The following is a 15140-nucleotide window of genomic DNA, read 5'->3' as shown; positions in this document are numbered from 1 at the left end:
TGAGCCGACAGATGACCGAAGTTTCCTCAGGGTCCACGACGTCGACCGGTGCACCGGCACCGAGCGACCGCAACTCCCTCACGCTGGGGGCCAACGGTCCCCTCCTGCTGCACGACGTCCACTTCCTCGAGCAGATGGCTCACTTCAACCGCGAGCGGGTGCCGGAGCGGAACGTGCACGCCAAGGGCAGTGGCGCGTTCGGCGTTTTCGAGACCACCGAGGACGTCAGCGCCTACACCAAGGCCGCGCTGTTCCAGCAGGGCGCGAGCACCGAGATGCTGGCCAGGTTCTCGACGGTCGCGGGCGAGCAGGGCAGCCCCGACACCTGGCGGGACCCGCGCGGCTTCGCGCTGAAGTTCTACACCACCGAGGGCAACTACGACCTGGTCGGCAACAACACCCCGGTGTTCTTCATCCGCGACACGATGAAGTTCCCGCACTTCATCCGCTCGCAGAAGCGTCGCGGCGGCTCGGGCCTGCGCGACAACCACATGCAGTGGGATTTCTGGACGCTGAACCCGGAGTCGGCACACCAGGTCACCTACCTGATGGGCGACCGGGGCATCCCGAAGTCGTACCGGCACATGAACGGCTACGGCTCCCACACCTACCTGTGGATCAACGCCGCGGGCCAGAAGCACTGGGTGAAGTACCACTTCCACAGCGACCAGGGCGTCGCGGGCCTCACTGGTGAGGAGGCCGCGAAGATCGCCGGCGAGGACGCCGACTTCCACCGCCGGGATCTGCGCGAGGCGATCGACCGCGGCGAGTTCCCGTCGTGGACGCTCTTCGTCCAGGTGATGCCGTACGAGGACGCGAACACCTACCGGATCAACCCGTTCGACCTGACCAAGATCTGGCCGCACGGCGACTACCCGTTGATCAAGGTCGGCAAGATGACCCTGAACAAGAACCCGGAGAACTTCTTCGCCCAGATCGAGCAGGCGGCGTTCGAGCCGTCCGCCGTGGTCCCGGGCATCGGGTTCAGCCCGGACAAGATGCTGCTCGGCCGCGTCTTCGCGTACGCCGACACGCACCGCTACCGGATCGGCCCGAACTATCTGCAGTTGCCGGTGAACCGCCCGAAGGTGCCGGTGAACAGCTATACCTTCGACGGTCCGATGGCCTACGACCACAGCGGCGACGCGGCTGTCTACGCCCCGAACACCCAGGGCCGGCCGTACTCGGACCTGACCGGCCCGGTGGAGGACAGCTGGGAGGCCGACGGCGAGTTCGTCCGCGAGGCCTACACGCTGCGTCCGGACGACGGTGACTTCAACCAGGCCGGCACGCTGGTCCGCGAGGTGTGGAACGACGCCCAGCGCGAGGAGTTCGTCAACACCGTGGCCGGCCACCTGCTCGGCGGCGTGAAGGGCGAGGTGCTCGAGAAGGCCTTCCAGTACTGGAAGAACGTCGACGCCGAGTCCGGCAAGCGGATCGAGGAGCTCGTCCGCGCCGGTGCCGGCGAGCCCAATCCCGGCACCGAGACCGAGGTCGCCAAGGCCGAAGCCACCAGCTGACGCCCGCAGTACACCTTCGCAGTACTCCGAGAGCCCGCCGCCTGACGCACATCCGTCACGCGGCGGGCTCTCCCCGCGTTGCAAGAAGCTGCAATCGCTGTTGCCACTTCGCCCTTCCTCCCTGAAGAATGCGCTGGCCGAGGCCGTGGGGGTACATGGCCCGCCTGATCCTGGGGGACTCCTTTTGAAACCTGTCGTCGCCACCGCTCTGCTTGCCACCACCCTGGCGGCCAGCGCCCTGACCGCGCCGGCCGTGGCAGCACCAGCCGCCGAGCTCTCGGACCCCGCACCCACGAACGTCCAGATCAGCTGGAAGGATGACAGCCTTCAGTTCGTCCACGTCACCTGGGCCGAGGACGCTCCGAGCCCGAACAAGGTGTTCGTGCGTACCGTCGGCCAGCCCACCCAGTCGGTTGTCACCTACGTCACCGCGGACGCACCGAACACCGTGGACCTGCCGAAGGCGCAGATCAGCAGTCTCAAGGGTCCGCTGCAGATCGGCGTCGCGGTGGGCACCGAGGCCGGTGAGACCAGCACCGTTGCGGTCTCGCCGTCGTTCGACAACAACACGCCCGGGCGCCCGGTGCTGAGCTGGTTCGAGCCGACCGGGTCGAGCACCCTCACGGTCGCCTGGTACTCCGGGGACGCTCCTTCGGACCCGACGTACAAGGATCCGCTGGACCGAAGCGACCCAGAGACGTTCCAGCCGCAGTACACCGTGGCCGGCGCGCCGATCGCGATCGGGAAGCCCACCACAGCCGCGCGAGTCACCTTCACCGGGCCGACGACCGGCTACAAACTGTCCGTCGTCGCGCGGAACGAGTGGTCGGCCGGCCCGGCGATGGCAGAGGTGACGGCACGACCGACCAAGGTCACGGCCGACATTCCGACCTGGGCGACGTACGACAAGTTCGTAGGGATCAGGGGTACGTTCGACGGCCCCGCCCTTGCCAGCGTGGTCCTGCATGCCCGAAACTCCGCCAGCAGTCCGTGGTACGTGGTCACCGGGAACACCTACGAGGGTCGTCAGGTCTGGTTGGAGGTGACCAGCCGAGGAACACGGCAGTACAGGGTCGCGCTGCCTAACCAGATCAGCGGCACCACGGCGTACTTCAACTCCGCCTCCGCGCCGGTCACGATGACCACGCAGCAGGTCGTGCGGTCGGCACGCTTCCTGACCACGACGCTCAAGTACGGCGCTGAGGCGCGCGCCGAGTTGCTCACCAACCCGGCCATCACCGGCAAGGTGTCGCTGCAGCGCTGGAACGGCAAGACCTGGATCGTGGTGCGGGACGTCGCCATCACCAACGGGCGGGCCGTCGGCACCTTCCCGGCGAGGCAGCCGGGCCGGGTCGCGTACCGCTACTACGTGCCGTCGAGGACCTTCAACGGTCTGTTCGTGGCCGCGACCTATAGCCCGAACTTCGTGCTCACCACTACCTCCTGACTCGCGGTCGCCTGCCTACAGCCCGAACTTCGTCCTCACGGTCAGGCCCTAGCTCGCGGCCCAGCCGGTCCACGAGTCGACCGTGATGGTGACGTAGGGGCCGGCTGGGGGAGTTTCGCGGTACTGCGGGTACTTGGCGACGAGGCCATCCACCGAGGCCTCGCTGGTCACCACGGCGTGGCCGTCCGCGCGGATCCACCAGAGTGCGGACCAGTCCGCGTCGTACTGGTCGCACAGGACGGCGACACGGGGGTTCCAGGCGATGTTGGCCAGGCGGCGGAGGTTCGGCGTCGTCTTGGGTTTGTGGTCCACCGCGAAGATCAACTCATCACCGGTCAGGGCGAACGTGATCGGCACGATGTGCGGCCTCAGGTCCTCGCCGGTGGTGGCGAGGAAGGCCCGGTCGGCCGCCGCGAGGCGTTCGCGGCACACAGCCGGTGTGAGTATCACGATTCGGTCCTGGCAGTAGGCATCAACTTGTCCTCACTATGTATGGTCTACGCGGTCCAACGTGTGAGGGTAGGTGAGGCGGGATGGCCGGGTGGCGCACGGGTGTTTCCGTTGCCGCTGCGGCGATCCTCGGCGCGGGTCTGCTGACCGCCTGCTCGTCGGATCCGATCCCGACCGGGGTGACGATCGGGTGGGCGGACAAGGCCCGGCAGGCGATCCAGGTCAGCTGGAAGGACTCGAACGCGCCGAACCGGATCTCGATCCAAGGCGTGCTCAGCGCCGGCCCGTCGTACGTGAAGTATCTGGCCGCGAGCGAGCCGAACAGCTGGTCGATCCCGACCTCGGCGTTCCCCCCGGACGGGAACTACAAGATCGCCATCGAGATCGGTACGTCGACCGCTGGTGTCACCAGCAAGGCGGCGTTGTCGCCGATGTTCGACACCGACGGGCCGCTGCGGCCTACGGACGCGGTCGCGACGCCGAGTGGCAACGACGTGGTGGTGACCTGGAAGGTGCCCCCGCCGACGCAGGACTTCTCGCCGGGTGATCCGCTCGACGTGCCGGCCGGCAGCCAGCTTTACGTGCCGGTCGTCGGCAGCGCGGGGCAGCCGTTCCGCGACGTCGGGCCGGGAACCACCGCCACCCGGCAGGTGGTGAAGAATCTCAGACCGCCGTACTTCTTCCAGTTGCGGGCGACCAACGAATGGGCCTCGCTCACCGGCGGGGAGATCCTCGGGCGCACCACGTCCACGGTGGCCGGGGCGCCGACGTTGTGGACCTTCGGCAGCCAGATGCTGGTCAAGGGCCGAACGGTCCAGCAGGAGATCAGCTGCGCGGAGAGTCGTTGCGTCACGCAACAAACGACCGCGGCCGGACTGCCGGTGGTGCTGCAGGCGCAGAGCAAGGCGGGCGGTCCCTGGGTCGAGGCCGGCCGCGGCTCGACCCGGCTGGGCGGGTATTTCGACATCCGTGCCATCGCCGCGGGGACCCGCAGCTATCGCGTCTATGTGCCGCTCACCAGTCGCGTCGGTTCGCTGTCCACCTCCTCCATCAGCAAGCCGAGCCTGTCCCGGAGCCGGCTGGCGATCATGAGCGCCGGCTACGCCGGCGGCAATGTGAAGAACCGCAACGACGTGGTGACCGCGGTCGTGGCGGTTCGCCCCGTCGTCAACAGTGCGGCCATGCTGCAGTTCTGGAGCGGCAAGGCCTGGGGGAACGTGAAGGCGACCCCGATCAGGAACGGTCGCGCCACCCTCGCCTTCCGGGCGTCCAAGCCGGGCGTCTTCGCCTACCGCTTCGTCATCCCGGGCACGTCGTACCGGGGCACTCCGGTCTACGGCACGGCCACGCCCAGCATGGTCCTACGCGTCCGCTGACGACTCCGCGGTCTGCGTCTCCGTCGGCACTGCGGTCACGGGCTCGGGCAGCGCACCCAACTCCGAAAGGGCACCGGCCGGTACTGCGCTCGCCGTGCCGCGGCTGGTGCAGCGGCGAAGCTTGTAGACGGTGTACGCCGCGACGAGGACGACGGCTATGACCACGAGGGCCCAGACGGAGACCTGGCTGAAGATCTTGTCGGCGTTGTCGCCGACCTTGTAGGCGACGACGCCGATCGTGGTCGACCAGACGATGCCGCCCGCCGCGTTGGCCGCGAGGAACTGCGGGTACGGCATCCGGAGCATGCCCGCCATCGGGCCGGCGAAGATCCTCAGCAGCGCGACGAACCGGCCGAAGAAGACGGTCCAGACGCCGTACTTGTGGAAGTACTTCTCCGCTTTGGCGATCCGCTCGTCGGAGAAGTGGTGGGTCCGGCGGCCGAGCCGTTCGAACAGACCGCGGCCGGCCTTCCGGCCGATGAAGTAGCCGATCGAGTCACCCACGATCGCACCGGTGGCCGCGGCGGCGATCACGAGCACGATGTTCACGTCCCCTTGCGAAGCGAGCAGGGCGGCCGCGACGAGCGTGGTCTCGCCGGGCAGTGGCACCCCCATGCTCTCGACGCCGATGACCAGGCCTACGACCAGGTACGCGAGGATCGCGATCCCGCCGGTCGGGATCGCGATCGCCAGTGCGTGCATTGTTGCCCCCATACCTCCATCCTGGCATCCGCACGCAACCAGTTAGCTGAGCTGTGAGCTAATCCCGGGAGATTTCAGGGTTCGCGCCGTTGGGGATCTCCGGCTTGCCGTTGAAGACCTCGGGCTTCGCCACGGTCGGGATTTCAGGGGCCAGCCCATTGAACGCCTTCGTCACGTTCTGTAGTGCCGAGGTCACCTCGGACGGGATCACCCAGAAGGTGTTGCCCGGGCCCTTCGCGAGCTCCGGCAACATCTGCAGGTACTGATAGGCGAGCAACTTGGGGTCCGGGTCGTTGCGGTGGATCGCGTCGAACACGGTGTCGATCGCCTTCGCCTGACCCTCGGCCCGCAGGATCGCGGCCTGCCGGTCACCCTCAGCCGTCAGGATCCGAGCCTGCCGCTGGCCCTCGGCGGTGAGGATCGTGGCCCGCTTCTCCCGGTCCGCGCGCATCTGCTTCTCCATCGACTCCTTGATCGACGACGGCGGGTCGATCGCCTTCAGCTCGACCCGGTTCACCCGGATGCCCCACTTGCCGGACGCCTCGTCCAGCACGCCGCGCAGCGTCGAGTTGATGTGCTCGCGCGACGTCAGCGTCTTCTCCAGGTCCATGCTGCCGATCACGTTCCGCAGCGTGGTCACGGTCAACTGCTCGATCGCCTGGATGTAGTTGAAGATCTCGTACGCCGCGGCGCGGGGATCGGTGACCTGGAAATACAGCACCGTGTCGATGTCGACGACCAGGTTGTCCTCGGTGATCACCGAGCGCGGCTCGAACGAGACCACCTGCTCGCGCAGGTCGATCAACTGCCGCGGCCGGTCGATGAAGGGGATGACGATGTTCAGCCCGGGTTCGAGCGTGCGCAGGTACCGGCCGAGGCGCTCCACGTTGCTGGCTCTGGCCTGCGGCACGATCCGGACGGTACGCAGTACGAGTACGACCGCCAGTAGCGCGACGATCAACCCGACGATCAGTTCGGCCATGGATCCTCCCGGGGATGAACGAGGGCGGTCGCGCCCTCGATGGCGAAGACGTCGACCCTGGTCCCGGCGGGGATCAGCAGATCGGGGTCGTAGGACCGCGCGCTCCACTCCTCGCCGCCGATCCGCACCCGGCCCGGCTCGCGCCCGACCGGACTCAGCACCAGGGCCTCGCGCCCGATCAGGGCGGCCACCCCGGTGCGCAGCTGCGGGTGGGACGTGAGATGCCGGCGAGCGACCGGCCGGACCAGGGTGATCATCGCGGCGGCGGTCGCGGCAAAGGCGACCAGCTGCAACCCGACCCCCCACCCGACCCCCGCGATCCCTGCCGCGGCGAGAGCCGCGATGGCGAGCAGGAGCAGGTCGAGGGTCGCCGTCATCAACTCGGCGATACCGAGGACGGCGGCGATGGACAACCACAGAAGCCAGGACTGCATACGATCACCTGCGGCGGCGGAAGTGCCTCTTCTTCCGAAGGTACTCCCGCTCAGCCGAATGTCCCTAACAGTTCGCGGCGACCTGTCTGTCCGCCGGGTCGCGCCTGCTGGCAAGCCGGTCCCGGCATCCGCTCGAGGCCGGACCGCCAGCACTACAGAAGGTCTGCTGCGTTGCCGGTCCTGAGCGTTCTAGGTATGGGACTGACGGCGGAGCCGGTCTCAGGCACTCGGGGTCTGAGTTGAGGTGAGTGCTGGGCGTCCGGGCCCTTCCGCAATCAGCTCTGCTCGGAGGGCTTGCCGGCTGGGACCAGGGCGAGCAGTGTGCTGACCTGGCGCGTCGTGGCGGGGTGGTTTGCGGCGGTGCGGCCCCGGCGGTAGCTGTCGATGAGTTCGGTGAGCTCCTTGCCGAGGGTCTCTGCCTCGGGTTTCGTCAGCCACAGCCTGGTGTTGGCCATCAGGCTCAGCTCGTCCCACGGGTCGTCGTCGGGCATCTCCTCGAACTGTTCGACCACTCTGTTGACCTTCTCGCGCAGCATGGCCTGGCTGGCCAGCCTGCCGGCGCGGGTGGATTGGGAAGAGATCACCAGGCTGAGCGCGGGAGCGCGCCAGGGCCGTTCGCGGCCGTCGGTGGAGGTGTCGGCGCGCTCGATGATGCCCCAGCGCGCCAAGGCCCTCAGGTGGTAGCTGGTCGCGGACGGCGTCAGGCCGGCCAGCTCGGCGCATTCCGTCGCGGTCAGCACCTTGCCGCCGTACAGCTCATCGATGATCCGCTGCCGGGCCGGGTGGGCCAGGGCACGGATCGCCCGCGGATCGGTCAGTACCACGCGCTTCTTCTTCGCGGCCACGGCGCCAGCGTAGCGGTTCCCTTGACGGCCGCATATATGAAGCATTAACTTCACAGTTGTGAAGCAATCACTTCAGAACTCGATCTGGTCGTTCCGGGATCTCCGCCTCGTCCTGCCGGCCCGCGCCGCCTCGTACGCCGGTGATTCGATCGCCCTGGTGGCGCTGATGCTGCGGGTCTCGGAGCAGGGCGGCCCGGGTGCGATCACCGCCCTGCTGCTCGCCTTCGCCATCCCGACGGTGGTGATGATCCCGTTCGCCGGGCGGATCGTGGACGGCTACGACTCGCGCATGGTGCTCGTCTGGTCGTCTCTGCTCCAGGCGGCGGCCGGTGTCGGCCTCGCCTTCTCGCATGGTCTGGTGGCGACCTTGGCGCTGGTCTGCGTGTTGCAGCTGGGGCAGGCCGTCGCAGGTCCGGCCTGGGGTGCACTGATCCCGCGGATCGTCGGTGAAGGTCTGGTCGGACGGACGACCGGCACCAGCCAGGCCCTGATCGGCGTGGCGACCCTGGCCGGATCTGCGCTCGGTGGGTTGCTGGTCGGCTGGTCGGGTGACCGCGGAGCCCTGCTGGTGGACGCCTCGACCTTCATGGGACTGGCCGTGGTGGCCGGCCTGGTTCGGACCCGGCGCAGGCCTGAGCGGGGTGCGGTGCGCGAGCGCGGCGCGATGACCGCCGGTCTGCGGAGCATGTTCGCGGACCCGATGCTCCGGATCCTCGTACCCGCCTTGTGGGTCTTCGTCCTGGCCGGAGAGGCGGTCAACGTGGTCGAGGTCTTCCTGATCACCGATGAGCTCGGCATGGGGTCGACCGGCTATGGCGGGGTCCTGGCAGCTCAAGGGGCGGGCGCGATCGCCGGCGCCTGGTTCACCGGTCGGCTGCGCAGCGACTCGACCCGCTCGCGGGCCGTCCTGGCCGGTACTGCGGCGATCGGGGTGTCGTGCGTCTTGATGGGCCTGGCGGGACACGTGGTGATGCTGGTGATCGGCGCCGTCGCTGTGGGATTCGGCGGTGGCATGCTGAATGCCGCGACCAGCACCTTGGTGGTAACCCGGTCGGCCGACGTGGTCCGTGGCCGGGTGATCGCCGCCCTGAGCGGAACCGCCCGCGCGGTCAGCTTGCTGGCGCTCCTGCTCGGGGGCCTGGTCGGTGCCCTGTTAGGGCCTCGGGCAACGTTCGTGGTCGCCGGTTCCGGGTGTGCGATCGCGGCCGTCGTCACCTCGGTACTGCTGATCCGCGGAAGCAGGCAGTGGACAAAGGATTCGGCTGAGGAGGTACTCAGTCACTAGCCTTGACATATGACTGAGCCACGTGAGACCCCGGTGACCCCCGACAGCGGGCAGGACGACCTGCCTGAGCAGCTGCGGGTTCGCCGGGAGAAGCGTGACCGGCTGCTGGCGGAGGGTGTCGAGCCGTATCCGATCACCGTGCCCCGGACCCACCTGCTGAAGGACATCCGCGCCGGCTATGACGGCCAGGAGTTGGAGCCGGACACCCAGACCGGTGAGCAGGTCTCCGTGGTCGGGCGGGTGATTTTCCTGCGCAACACCGGCAAGCTCTGCTTCGTCCGACTGCGCGAGGGCGATGGCACCGAGCTGCAAGTGATGCTGTCACTGGCCGATGTGGGCGAGGAGGAGTTGGCCCGGTTCAAGGCACTCGTCGACATCGGGGACCTGCTGGCCGTCCAGGGCGAGGTCGTGACGAGTCGCCGGGGCGAGTTGTCCGTACAGGCGACCGGTTGGCAGATGGTCGCGAAGACACTCCGACCGCTGCCGAATGAGCACAAGCCGCTGAATGAAGAGGCCCGGGTCCGGCTGCGCTACGTGGACCTGATCGTGCGGCCCGAGGCCCGTGACATGGTCCGGACCAAGGCGGCCGTGCTGAAGTCGCTGCGGGCGACGCTGGACGACCAGGGCTACATCGAGGTCGAGACGCCGGTCCTGCAGCTCACCAACGGTGGTGCCGCGGCGCGGCCGTTCCGGACCCACCTGAACGCCTTCGACCAGGACATGCTGCTGCGGATCGCGCTCGAGCTGGACCTGAAGAGGGCCATGATCGGTGGCGTTGACCGGGTCTACGAGATCGGCCGGACCTTCCGCAACGAGGGCCTCGACTCCACTCATGCCGCGGAATTCTCGATGCTCGAGGCATATCAGGCCTACGGCGACTACAACACGATGAAGACTTTGCTGCGCGACCTGGTGCTGAATGCGGGCGAGGCGATCGGCCGCACGGTGGTCACCGGGCGCGACGGCTCGGAGATCGATCTGACCGCGCCCTGGCGCGAGGCGAGCGTATTCGAGCTGATCTCGGAAGCCGTCGGCGAAGCAGTCGACGTGACCACCGACGCGGCCCGGTTGACGAAGCTGGCCGAGCAGCACCAGGTCGAGTTGCAACCGGGCTGGAATGCGGGCGAGATCGCGCTGGAGCTCTACGAGAAGCTGGTGGAGCATACCCTGATCCAGCCGACGTTCGTGCAGGACTATCCGGAGTCGGTGCGCCCGTTGGCGAAGCCGCACCGGTCGATTCCGGGACTTGTCGAGGCTTTCGACCTGATCATCAACGGCGTCGAGCTGGCTCCGGCGTACTCGGAGCTGAACGACCCGGTCATCCAGCGTGAACGCCTGGTGGCACAGTCATTGCTGGCCGCCGCCGGTGATCCCGAGGCGATGGAGCTGGACGAGGACTTCCTGCGCGCGATGGAGTTCGGCATGCCGCCGGCCGGCGGCATGGGGATGGGCGTCGACCGCCTGGTGATGTTGTTCACCGGTGCCGGCATCAGGGAGACGATTCTGTTCCCGCTGTTGCGCCCTGAGTGATCGATAAATCGGACCCGGGAGCTGTTGCATAGCACAACCAACGGCCAAATCCATTCCCGGGTCCGATTTATCGGATCGGCCGGTGCCGGAGCGTGATGAATACCCATCGTCACGATCAGTGCGCTGTGTCGATCGAACCGGAGTCTTTAGTCACATCTTTACGTCCCATTCCGCCTGTTGAATGACACGATGCCGGTTTGTGCGGTACAAATCAGTTGGAAACAAATCAGCAAGGGGGATTGTGCCCGGTGGCGGGCGCGGAAAGGACTGTCATCGATGGCGCAAAGGGTTCAGGTGGTTCTCGAGGACGATCTCGACGGCGGTAAGGCCGACGAGACCGTGACCTTCGGTCTGGACGGTTCGACGTATGAGATCGATCTGTCCAAGAAGAACGCCGCCAAGTTGCGCGACGCCCTCGCTGGTTATGTCGGCGCCGGGCGCCGGGTCTCCGGCCGTCGGGGTGGCGCGGGCCGTGCGCGCGGACGGGGCCGGTCGGCGACCGACTCCGCCGATATCCGCGCGTGGGCCAAGGACAATGGCTACGAGGTGAGCGAGCGCGGTCGTATCTCGGCCGAGGTGCGGGCGGCGTACAACGACGCCAAGTAATTCCCACGGACTGCCCGGTCCCGGTGCCGCGATGGCACCGGGACCGTCCGCATTCCGACCGTTTCAGAGTGTGGACTCCCCTGGTGCGAGCCGGTCTGCCGGATGGCTGAGCCGGCAGCAAAACGACCGGAATTCGCTGGTGGCGAACATCCGGCGCGCCGGGAACACTCCGGCGGGCACACTGGTTGTTCCCTTGTGATCCCCACCAGGCGCCGTGCCGAGGTCGCGACTTTGTTCGCTGAGAGCGAGCCTGTCGGTGCCGGGGACTAGCATGCATGTACGGGGGTTGGACACCACGGCACGTCCGACTCCTCTGAGGCAAGGAGCGCTTTGGCGATGTTTGAACGATTTACGGACCGCGCCCGTCGGGTAGTCGTCCTGGCTCAAGAAGAGGCCAGGATGCTCAGCCACAACTACATCGGGACCGAGCACATCCTGCTCGGCCTGATCCACGAGGGTGAGGGTGTCGCCGCCAAGGCTCTCGAGAGCCTGGGTATCTCGCTGGAGGCCGTCCGTTCCCAGGTCGAGGAGATCATCGGCCAGGGACAGCAGGCCCCGAGCGGGCACATCCCGTTCACCCCACGCGCCAAGAAGGTACTGGAGCTCTCCCTGCGCGAGGCCCTGCAACTGGGCCACAACTACATCGGCACCGAGCACATCCTGCTCGGCCTCATCCGCGAGGGTGAGGGTGTCGCCGCGCAGGTCCTGGTCAAGCTCGGTGCGGACCTGAACAAGGTCCGGCAGCAGGTCATCCAGCTGCTGAGCGGGTACCAGGGCAAGGAGACGGCGTCCGCCGGTGCACCCGCCGAGGGTGCGCCCAGCAGCTCCTTGGTGCTCGACCAGTTCGGCCGGAACTACACCCAGTCCGCCCGTGAGTCCAAGCTCGACCCGGTGATCGGGCGCGAGATGGAGATCGAGCGGGTCATGCAGGTGCTGTCCCGCCGGACCAAGAACAACCCTGTCCTGATCGGCGAGCCGGGTGTCGGCAAGACCGCGATCGTGGAGGGTCTGGCCCAGCAGATCGTCCGCGGTGACGTGCCGGAGACGCTCAAGGACAAGCAGATCTACTCCCTCGACCTGGGTGCCCTGGTGGCCGGTTCGCGCTACCGCGGTGACTTCGAGGAGCGACTGAAGAAGGTGCTCAAGGAGATCCGCACCCGCGGCGACATCGTGCTGTTCATCGACGAGATCCACACCCTCGTCGGGGCCGGCGCGGCCGAGGGCGCGATCGACGCGGCGAGCATCCTGAAGCCGATGCTGGCCCGCGGCGAGCTGCAGACCATCGGTGCCACCACCCTCGACGAGTACCGCAAGTACGTCGAGAAGGATGCCGCGCTGGAGCGTCGCTTCCAGCCGATCCAGGTGGCCGAGCCCTCGATCGCTCACACGATCGAGATCCTCAAGGGTCTGCGGGACCGCTACGAGGCGCACCACCGGGTCACAATCACCGACCCGGCCCTGGTGCAGGCCGCGCAGCTGGCCGACCGCTACATCTCTGACCGGTTCCTGCCGGACAAGGCGATCGACCTGATCGACGAGGCCGGCGCCCGGTTGCGGATCCGCCGGATGACGGCTCCGCCGGACCTGCGCGAGTTCGACGAGAAGATCGCGAACGTGCGCCGGGAGAAGGAGTCGGCGATCGACGCCCAGGACTTCGAGCGGGCGGCGAGTCTTCGCGATGACGAGAAGAAGCTCATCAACGCGAAGGCCGAGCGCGAGAAGCAGTGGAAGGCCGGCGACATGGACGTCGTCGCCGAGGTCGACGAGGAGCTGATCGCGGAGGTGCTCAGCACCGCGACCGGCATCCCGGTGTTCAAGCTGACCGAGGAGGAGTCCTCGCGACTGCTGGACATGGAGAAGGAGCTGGCCAAGCGCTACATCGGCCAGACCGACGCCGTGAAGGCGCTGTCGCGGTCGATCCGGCGGACCCGTGCGGGTCTGAAGGACCCGCGCCGGCCGAGCGGCTCGTTCATCTTCGCCGGTCCGTCCGGCGTCGGTAAGACCGAGCTGTCCAAGGCGCTGACCGAGTTCCTGTTCGGCGACGAGAGTGCGCTGATCAGCCTCGACATGTCGGAGTACTCCGAGAAGCACACCGCTTCGCGGCTGTTCGGCTCCCCGCCCGGTTACGTCGGCTACGAAGAGGGTGGCCAGCTGACCGAGAAGGTGCGCCGCAAGCCGTTCAGCGTGGTGCTGTTCGACGAGGTGGAGAAGGCCCACCCGGACATCTTCAACTCGCTGCTGCAGATCCTGGACGAGGGTCGTCTGACCGACGCCCAGGGCCGCGTGGTCGACTTCAAGAACACCGTCATCATCATGACCACGAACCTCGGTACGCGTGACATCGCCAAGGCGGTGAGCCTGGGCTTCAACCAGGCGAGCGACACCGGCGGCTCGTACGAGAAGATGAAGGCGAAGGTGACGGAGGAGCTCAAGCAGCACTTCCGGCCCGAGTTCCTGAACCGCGTCGACGAGATCGTGGTGTTCCACCAGCACGACAAGGAGGCGATCGTGAAGATCGTCGACCTGATGGTCGCGCAGGTGGAGGAGCGGCTGAAGGACAAGGACATGGGCATCGAGCTCACGCCGGCGGCGAAGGCTTTGGTCGCCGACCGTGGCTTCGACCCGGTCCTGGGTGCTCGCCCGCTGCGTCGCGCGCTGCAGCGTGACGTGGAGGACGTGCTGGCCGAGAAGATCCTGTTCGGGGAGCTTCGCCCCGGTCAGATCGTGCTCGTGGACGTGGCCCCGGAGGGCACCGTCGGTGAGGACGGCCTGCCGGAGTACTTCACCTTCACGGGCAACCAGAAGGCGACCAGCCCGGACCTCGAGCTGACCGAGATCGCCGGCGGATCGTCCGGCCTGCAGGACAGCTGACAGCAGGACCACGAAGGCCCCGCGGACACTACGTCCGCGGGGCCTTCTGCTGTGTCACGCCTGCTGGCCCGGGTCGTTCCCAGGCCTGGTGGCAGGTCTCGCAGCGGGACTGTCGGCGGTGGGTGAAGCGTTGAACCTGTCAGTCTCTGCCGGGAACCTTGCTGGTCGTCTGTCGGTCAGCAGGCTCGATGGGGCCGCGCGTGTTCGAGGGGCGGTTGCCGCGGAGGCGAGCGATGGCGGACCGGAGGGCTTCGGGGGTGGGGCTGGAGGGCTGCGGGCGGTCGGCGATGAGTTGGGCGGTGGCGGCGAGGAGCCAACTGAGGCCGAGGACGATGGCGAAGGCGGGGCCTGGGCCCGGCCAGGTATCGCTCACAGAGTCCTGGGTGTTCGCCTGCCAGCCGCCCGCGCTGTAGATCAGCGCGACGACCGCCGTGGTCGAGGTGACTGCCTGAGCCTTGGGGCCGACGCGCAGGATCAGCGCGAGGCTCGACGTGATCAGGCCGGCCAGCCAGAGGAACACGAGCGAAGGCTGGGCCTCGATGCCGAGCTCCCAGACCGACAGCCCGAGCCGACGGCTGAACGTCCACGGCAACAGCAGGGTGATGCCACTCGCGAGAGCCGCGAGCAACGTGGCTGTGGCGAACCACCGGTGCTGACCGGTCGCGAGGTCCAGCTCCGCCGCGTCCAGTCGCCGCGGCAACTCCTCATCCGGCAACAGGTCGCTCATCGGGTGGGCTCCAGGCGGACTACGTCGTTGCCGAGTTCGAAGTACAGGGATTGGCCGATGACGGTGACGTCGTCGGCGGCTTGTGGGACGCCTTGGCGAGGACCGGCGATGACTGTGACGCGGCCGGGGCCGTCGACGCGGGTGAGGTGGCTGCCGTCGTAGCCCCAGATCTTCCCGTCCGGGCCGGTGAACCACTCGCCGTCCGTGGTCCACTGGCCGGGAGCGACCTTGGCTGTGATCGGCCAACCGGTTGGGTCACCGCCGAACAGCGTGGTGGTCTTGCCGTCGCGGCCGGCGAGCAGCAGTCGCTCGTTGATGACCATAGTGACTTCGCCCGAGCCCAGCTGGGCCAAGCTGTTCGGCCG

At 67.6% G+C, this 15140-nt stretch carries 14 protein-coding genes; 7 read left to right on the top strand and 7 right to left on the bottom strand.

The annotated features are described in order from the left end of the window. Nucleotides 1–11: 11 nt before the first annotated feature. On the top strand, nucleotides 12–1520 hold the full coding sequence (locus tag ABD210_RS12415) for a catalase (RefSeq protein ID WP_344111294.1): 1509 nt from the start codon (nucleotides 12–14) through the stop codon (nucleotides 1518–1520). Nucleotides 1521–1704: 184 nt separating this feature from the next. Further along, a complete protein-coding gene (locus ABD210_RS12410; RefSeq protein WP_344111292.1) occupies nucleotides 1705–2967 on the top strand; it encodes a hypothetical protein in 1263 nt (420 codons plus the stop codon). A gap of 48 nt (nucleotides 2968–3015) precedes the next feature. Here ABD210_RS12410 and ABD210_RS12405 read toward each other — a convergent pair whose 3' ends face one another. Further along, the gene (locus ABD210_RS12405; RefSeq protein ID WP_344111290.1) at nucleotides 3016–3417 is read right to left on the bottom strand and encodes a TIGR03668 family PPOX class F420-dependent oxidoreductase; all 402 of its coding nucleotides are present in this window, start codon (nucleotides 3415–3417) and stop codon (nucleotides 3016–3018) included. Nucleotides 3418–3500: 83 nt separating this feature from the next. Between ABD210_RS12405 and ABD210_RS12400 the strand changes: the two genes are divergently transcribed. After that, on the top strand, nucleotides 3501–4793 hold the full coding sequence (locus tag ABD210_RS12400) for a hypothetical protein (RefSeq protein ID WP_344111288.1): 1293 nt from the start codon (nucleotides 3501–3503) through the stop codon (nucleotides 4791–4793). Here the strand turns inward: ABD210_RS12400 and ABD210_RS12395 are convergent. The 4 genes from ABD210_RS12395 to ABD210_RS12380 all read right to left on the bottom strand — a co-directional run bounded on the left by ABD210_RS12395 (nucleotide 4779) and on the right by ABD210_RS12380 (nucleotide 7756). Further along, nucleotides 4779–5507: a DedA family protein gene (locus ABD210_RS12395; protein WP_344111287.1), complete on the bottom strand. Its 729-nt coding sequence runs from the start codon at nucleotides 5505–5507 to the stop codon at nucleotides 4779–4781. The two genes, ABD210_RS12400 and ABD210_RS12395, sit on opposite strands and share 15 nt — an antisense overlap. Nucleotides 5508–5553: 46 nt before the next feature. Then, nucleotides 5554–6477, bottom strand: coding sequence for an SPFH domain-containing protein (locus ABD210_RS12390; RefSeq protein ID WP_344111285.1), 924 nt, complete (start codon nucleotides 6475–6477; stop codon nucleotides 5554–5556). Beyond that, the gene (locus ABD210_RS12385) at nucleotides 6465–6911 is read right to left on the bottom strand and encodes an NfeD family protein (RefSeq protein ID WP_344111284.1); all 447 of its coding nucleotides are present in this window, start codon (nucleotides 6909–6911) and stop codon (nucleotides 6465–6467) included. The genes ABD210_RS12390 and ABD210_RS12385 overlap by 13 nt, the downstream gene beginning before the upstream one ends. A gap of 275 nt (nucleotides 6912–7186) precedes the next feature. Next, entirely contained in the window at nucleotides 7187–7756 is a 570-nt protein-coding gene (locus ABD210_RS12380) for an ArsR/SmtB family transcription factor (RefSeq protein WP_344111283.1), read from the bottom strand. A gap of 58 nt (nucleotides 7757–7814) precedes the next feature. Here ABD210_RS12380 and ABD210_RS12375 point away from each other — a divergent pair, with 58 nt between their 5' ends. The 4 genes from ABD210_RS12375 to ABD210_RS12360 all read left to right on the top strand — a co-directional run bounded on the left by ABD210_RS12375 (nucleotide 7815) and on the right by ABD210_RS12360 (nucleotide 14048). Continuing rightward, the gene (locus ABD210_RS12375; protein WP_344111282.1) at nucleotides 7815–9041 is read left to right on the top strand and encodes an MFS transporter; all 1227 of its coding nucleotides are present in this window, start codon (nucleotides 7815–7817) and stop codon (nucleotides 9039–9041) included. Nucleotides 9042–9050: 9 nt separating this feature from the next. Further along, complete coding sequence (gene lysS, locus ABD210_RS12370) at nucleotides 9051–10571, top strand: lysine--tRNA ligase (RefSeq protein WP_344111281.1); 1521 nt, start codon at nucleotides 9051–9053, stop codon at nucleotides 10569–10571. A 276-nt stretch (nucleotides 10572–10847) separates the two neighbouring features. Continuing rightward, a complete protein-coding gene (locus ABD210_RS12365; RefSeq protein ID WP_344111280.1) occupies nucleotides 10848–11177 on the top strand; it encodes a histone-like nucleoid-structuring protein Lsr2 in 330 nt (109 codons plus the stop codon). A gap of 336 nt (nucleotides 11178–11513) precedes the next feature. Beyond that, a complete protein-coding gene (locus tag ABD210_RS12360) occupies nucleotides 11514–14048 on the top strand; it encodes an ATP-dependent Clp protease ATP-binding subunit (RefSeq protein WP_344111279.1) in 2535 nt (844 codons plus the stop codon). A 139-nt stretch (nucleotides 14049–14187) separates the two neighbouring features. Here ABD210_RS12360 and ABD210_RS12355 read toward each other — a convergent pair whose 3' ends face one another. Together ABD210_RS12355 and ABD210_RS12350 are read right to left on the bottom strand one after the other, a co-directional pair. Further along, nucleotides 14188–14775 (bottom strand): hypothetical protein, encoded by a 588-nt coding sequence (locus ABD210_RS12355; RefSeq protein WP_344111278.1) that lies wholly within the window; start codon nucleotides 14773–14775, stop codon nucleotides 14188–14190. Continuing rightward, nucleotides 14772–15098, bottom strand: a complete 327-nt coding sequence (locus tag ABD210_RS12350) for a hypothetical protein (protein ID WP_344111276.1) — start codon at nucleotides 15096–15098, stop codon at nucleotides 14772–14774. The genes ABD210_RS12355 and ABD210_RS12350 overlap by 4 nt, the downstream gene beginning before the upstream one ends. Nucleotides 15099–15140 lie beyond the last annotated feature (42 nt).

This window comes from Kribbella alba (assembly GCF_039529635.1).
In the GTDB taxonomy this organism is placed as follows: Bacteria; Actinomycetota; Actinomycetes; order Propionibacteriales; family Kribbellaceae; genus Kribbella; species Kribbella alba.
Note: the sequence above shows the minus strand (reverse complement) of the source record. Positions and strands in the feature narration are given on the sequence as shown.

Bases quoted from the DNA above. Each gene is read 5' to 3' on its own strand.
- ABD210_RS12385 (WP_344111284.1), bottom strand. From the start codon at position 6,911: ATGCAGTCCTGGCTTCTGTGGTTGTCCATCGCCGCCGTCCTCGGTATC.
- ABD210_RS12415 (WP_344111294.1), top strand. From the start codon at position 12: ATGACCGAAGTTTCCTCAGGGTCCACGACGTCGACCGGTGCACCGGCA.
- ABD210_RS12350 (WP_344111276.1), bottom strand. From the start codon at position 15,098: ATGGTCATCAACGAGCGACTGCTGCTCGCCGGCCGCGACGGCAAGACC.
- ABD210_RS12395 (WP_344111287.1), bottom strand. From the start codon at position 5,507: ATGGGGGCAACAATGCACGCACTGGCGATCGCGATCCCGACCGGCGGG.
- ABD210_RS12400 (WP_344111288.1), top strand. From the start codon at position 3,501: ATGGCCGGGTGGCGCACGGGTGTTTCCGTTGCCGCTGCGGCGATCCTC.
- lysS (WP_344111281.1), top strand. From the start codon at position 9,051: ATGACTGAGCCACGTGAGACCCCGGTGACCCCCGACAGCGGGCAGGAC.
- ABD210_RS12355 (WP_344111278.1), bottom strand. From the start codon at position 14,775: ATGAGCGACCTGTTGCCGGATGAGGAGTTGCCGCGGCGACTGGACGCG.
- ABD210_RS12390 (WP_344111285.1), bottom strand. From the start codon at position 6,477: ATGGCCGAACTGATCGTCGGGTTGATCGTCGCGCTACTGGCGGTCGTA.
- ABD210_RS12365 (WP_344111280.1), top strand. From the start codon at position 10,848: ATGGCGCAAAGGGTTCAGGTGGTTCTCGAGGACGATCTCGACGGCGGT.
- ABD210_RS12360 (WP_344111279.1), top strand. From the start codon at position 11,514: ATGTTTGAACGATTTACGGACCGCGCCCGTCGGGTAGTCGTCCTGGCT.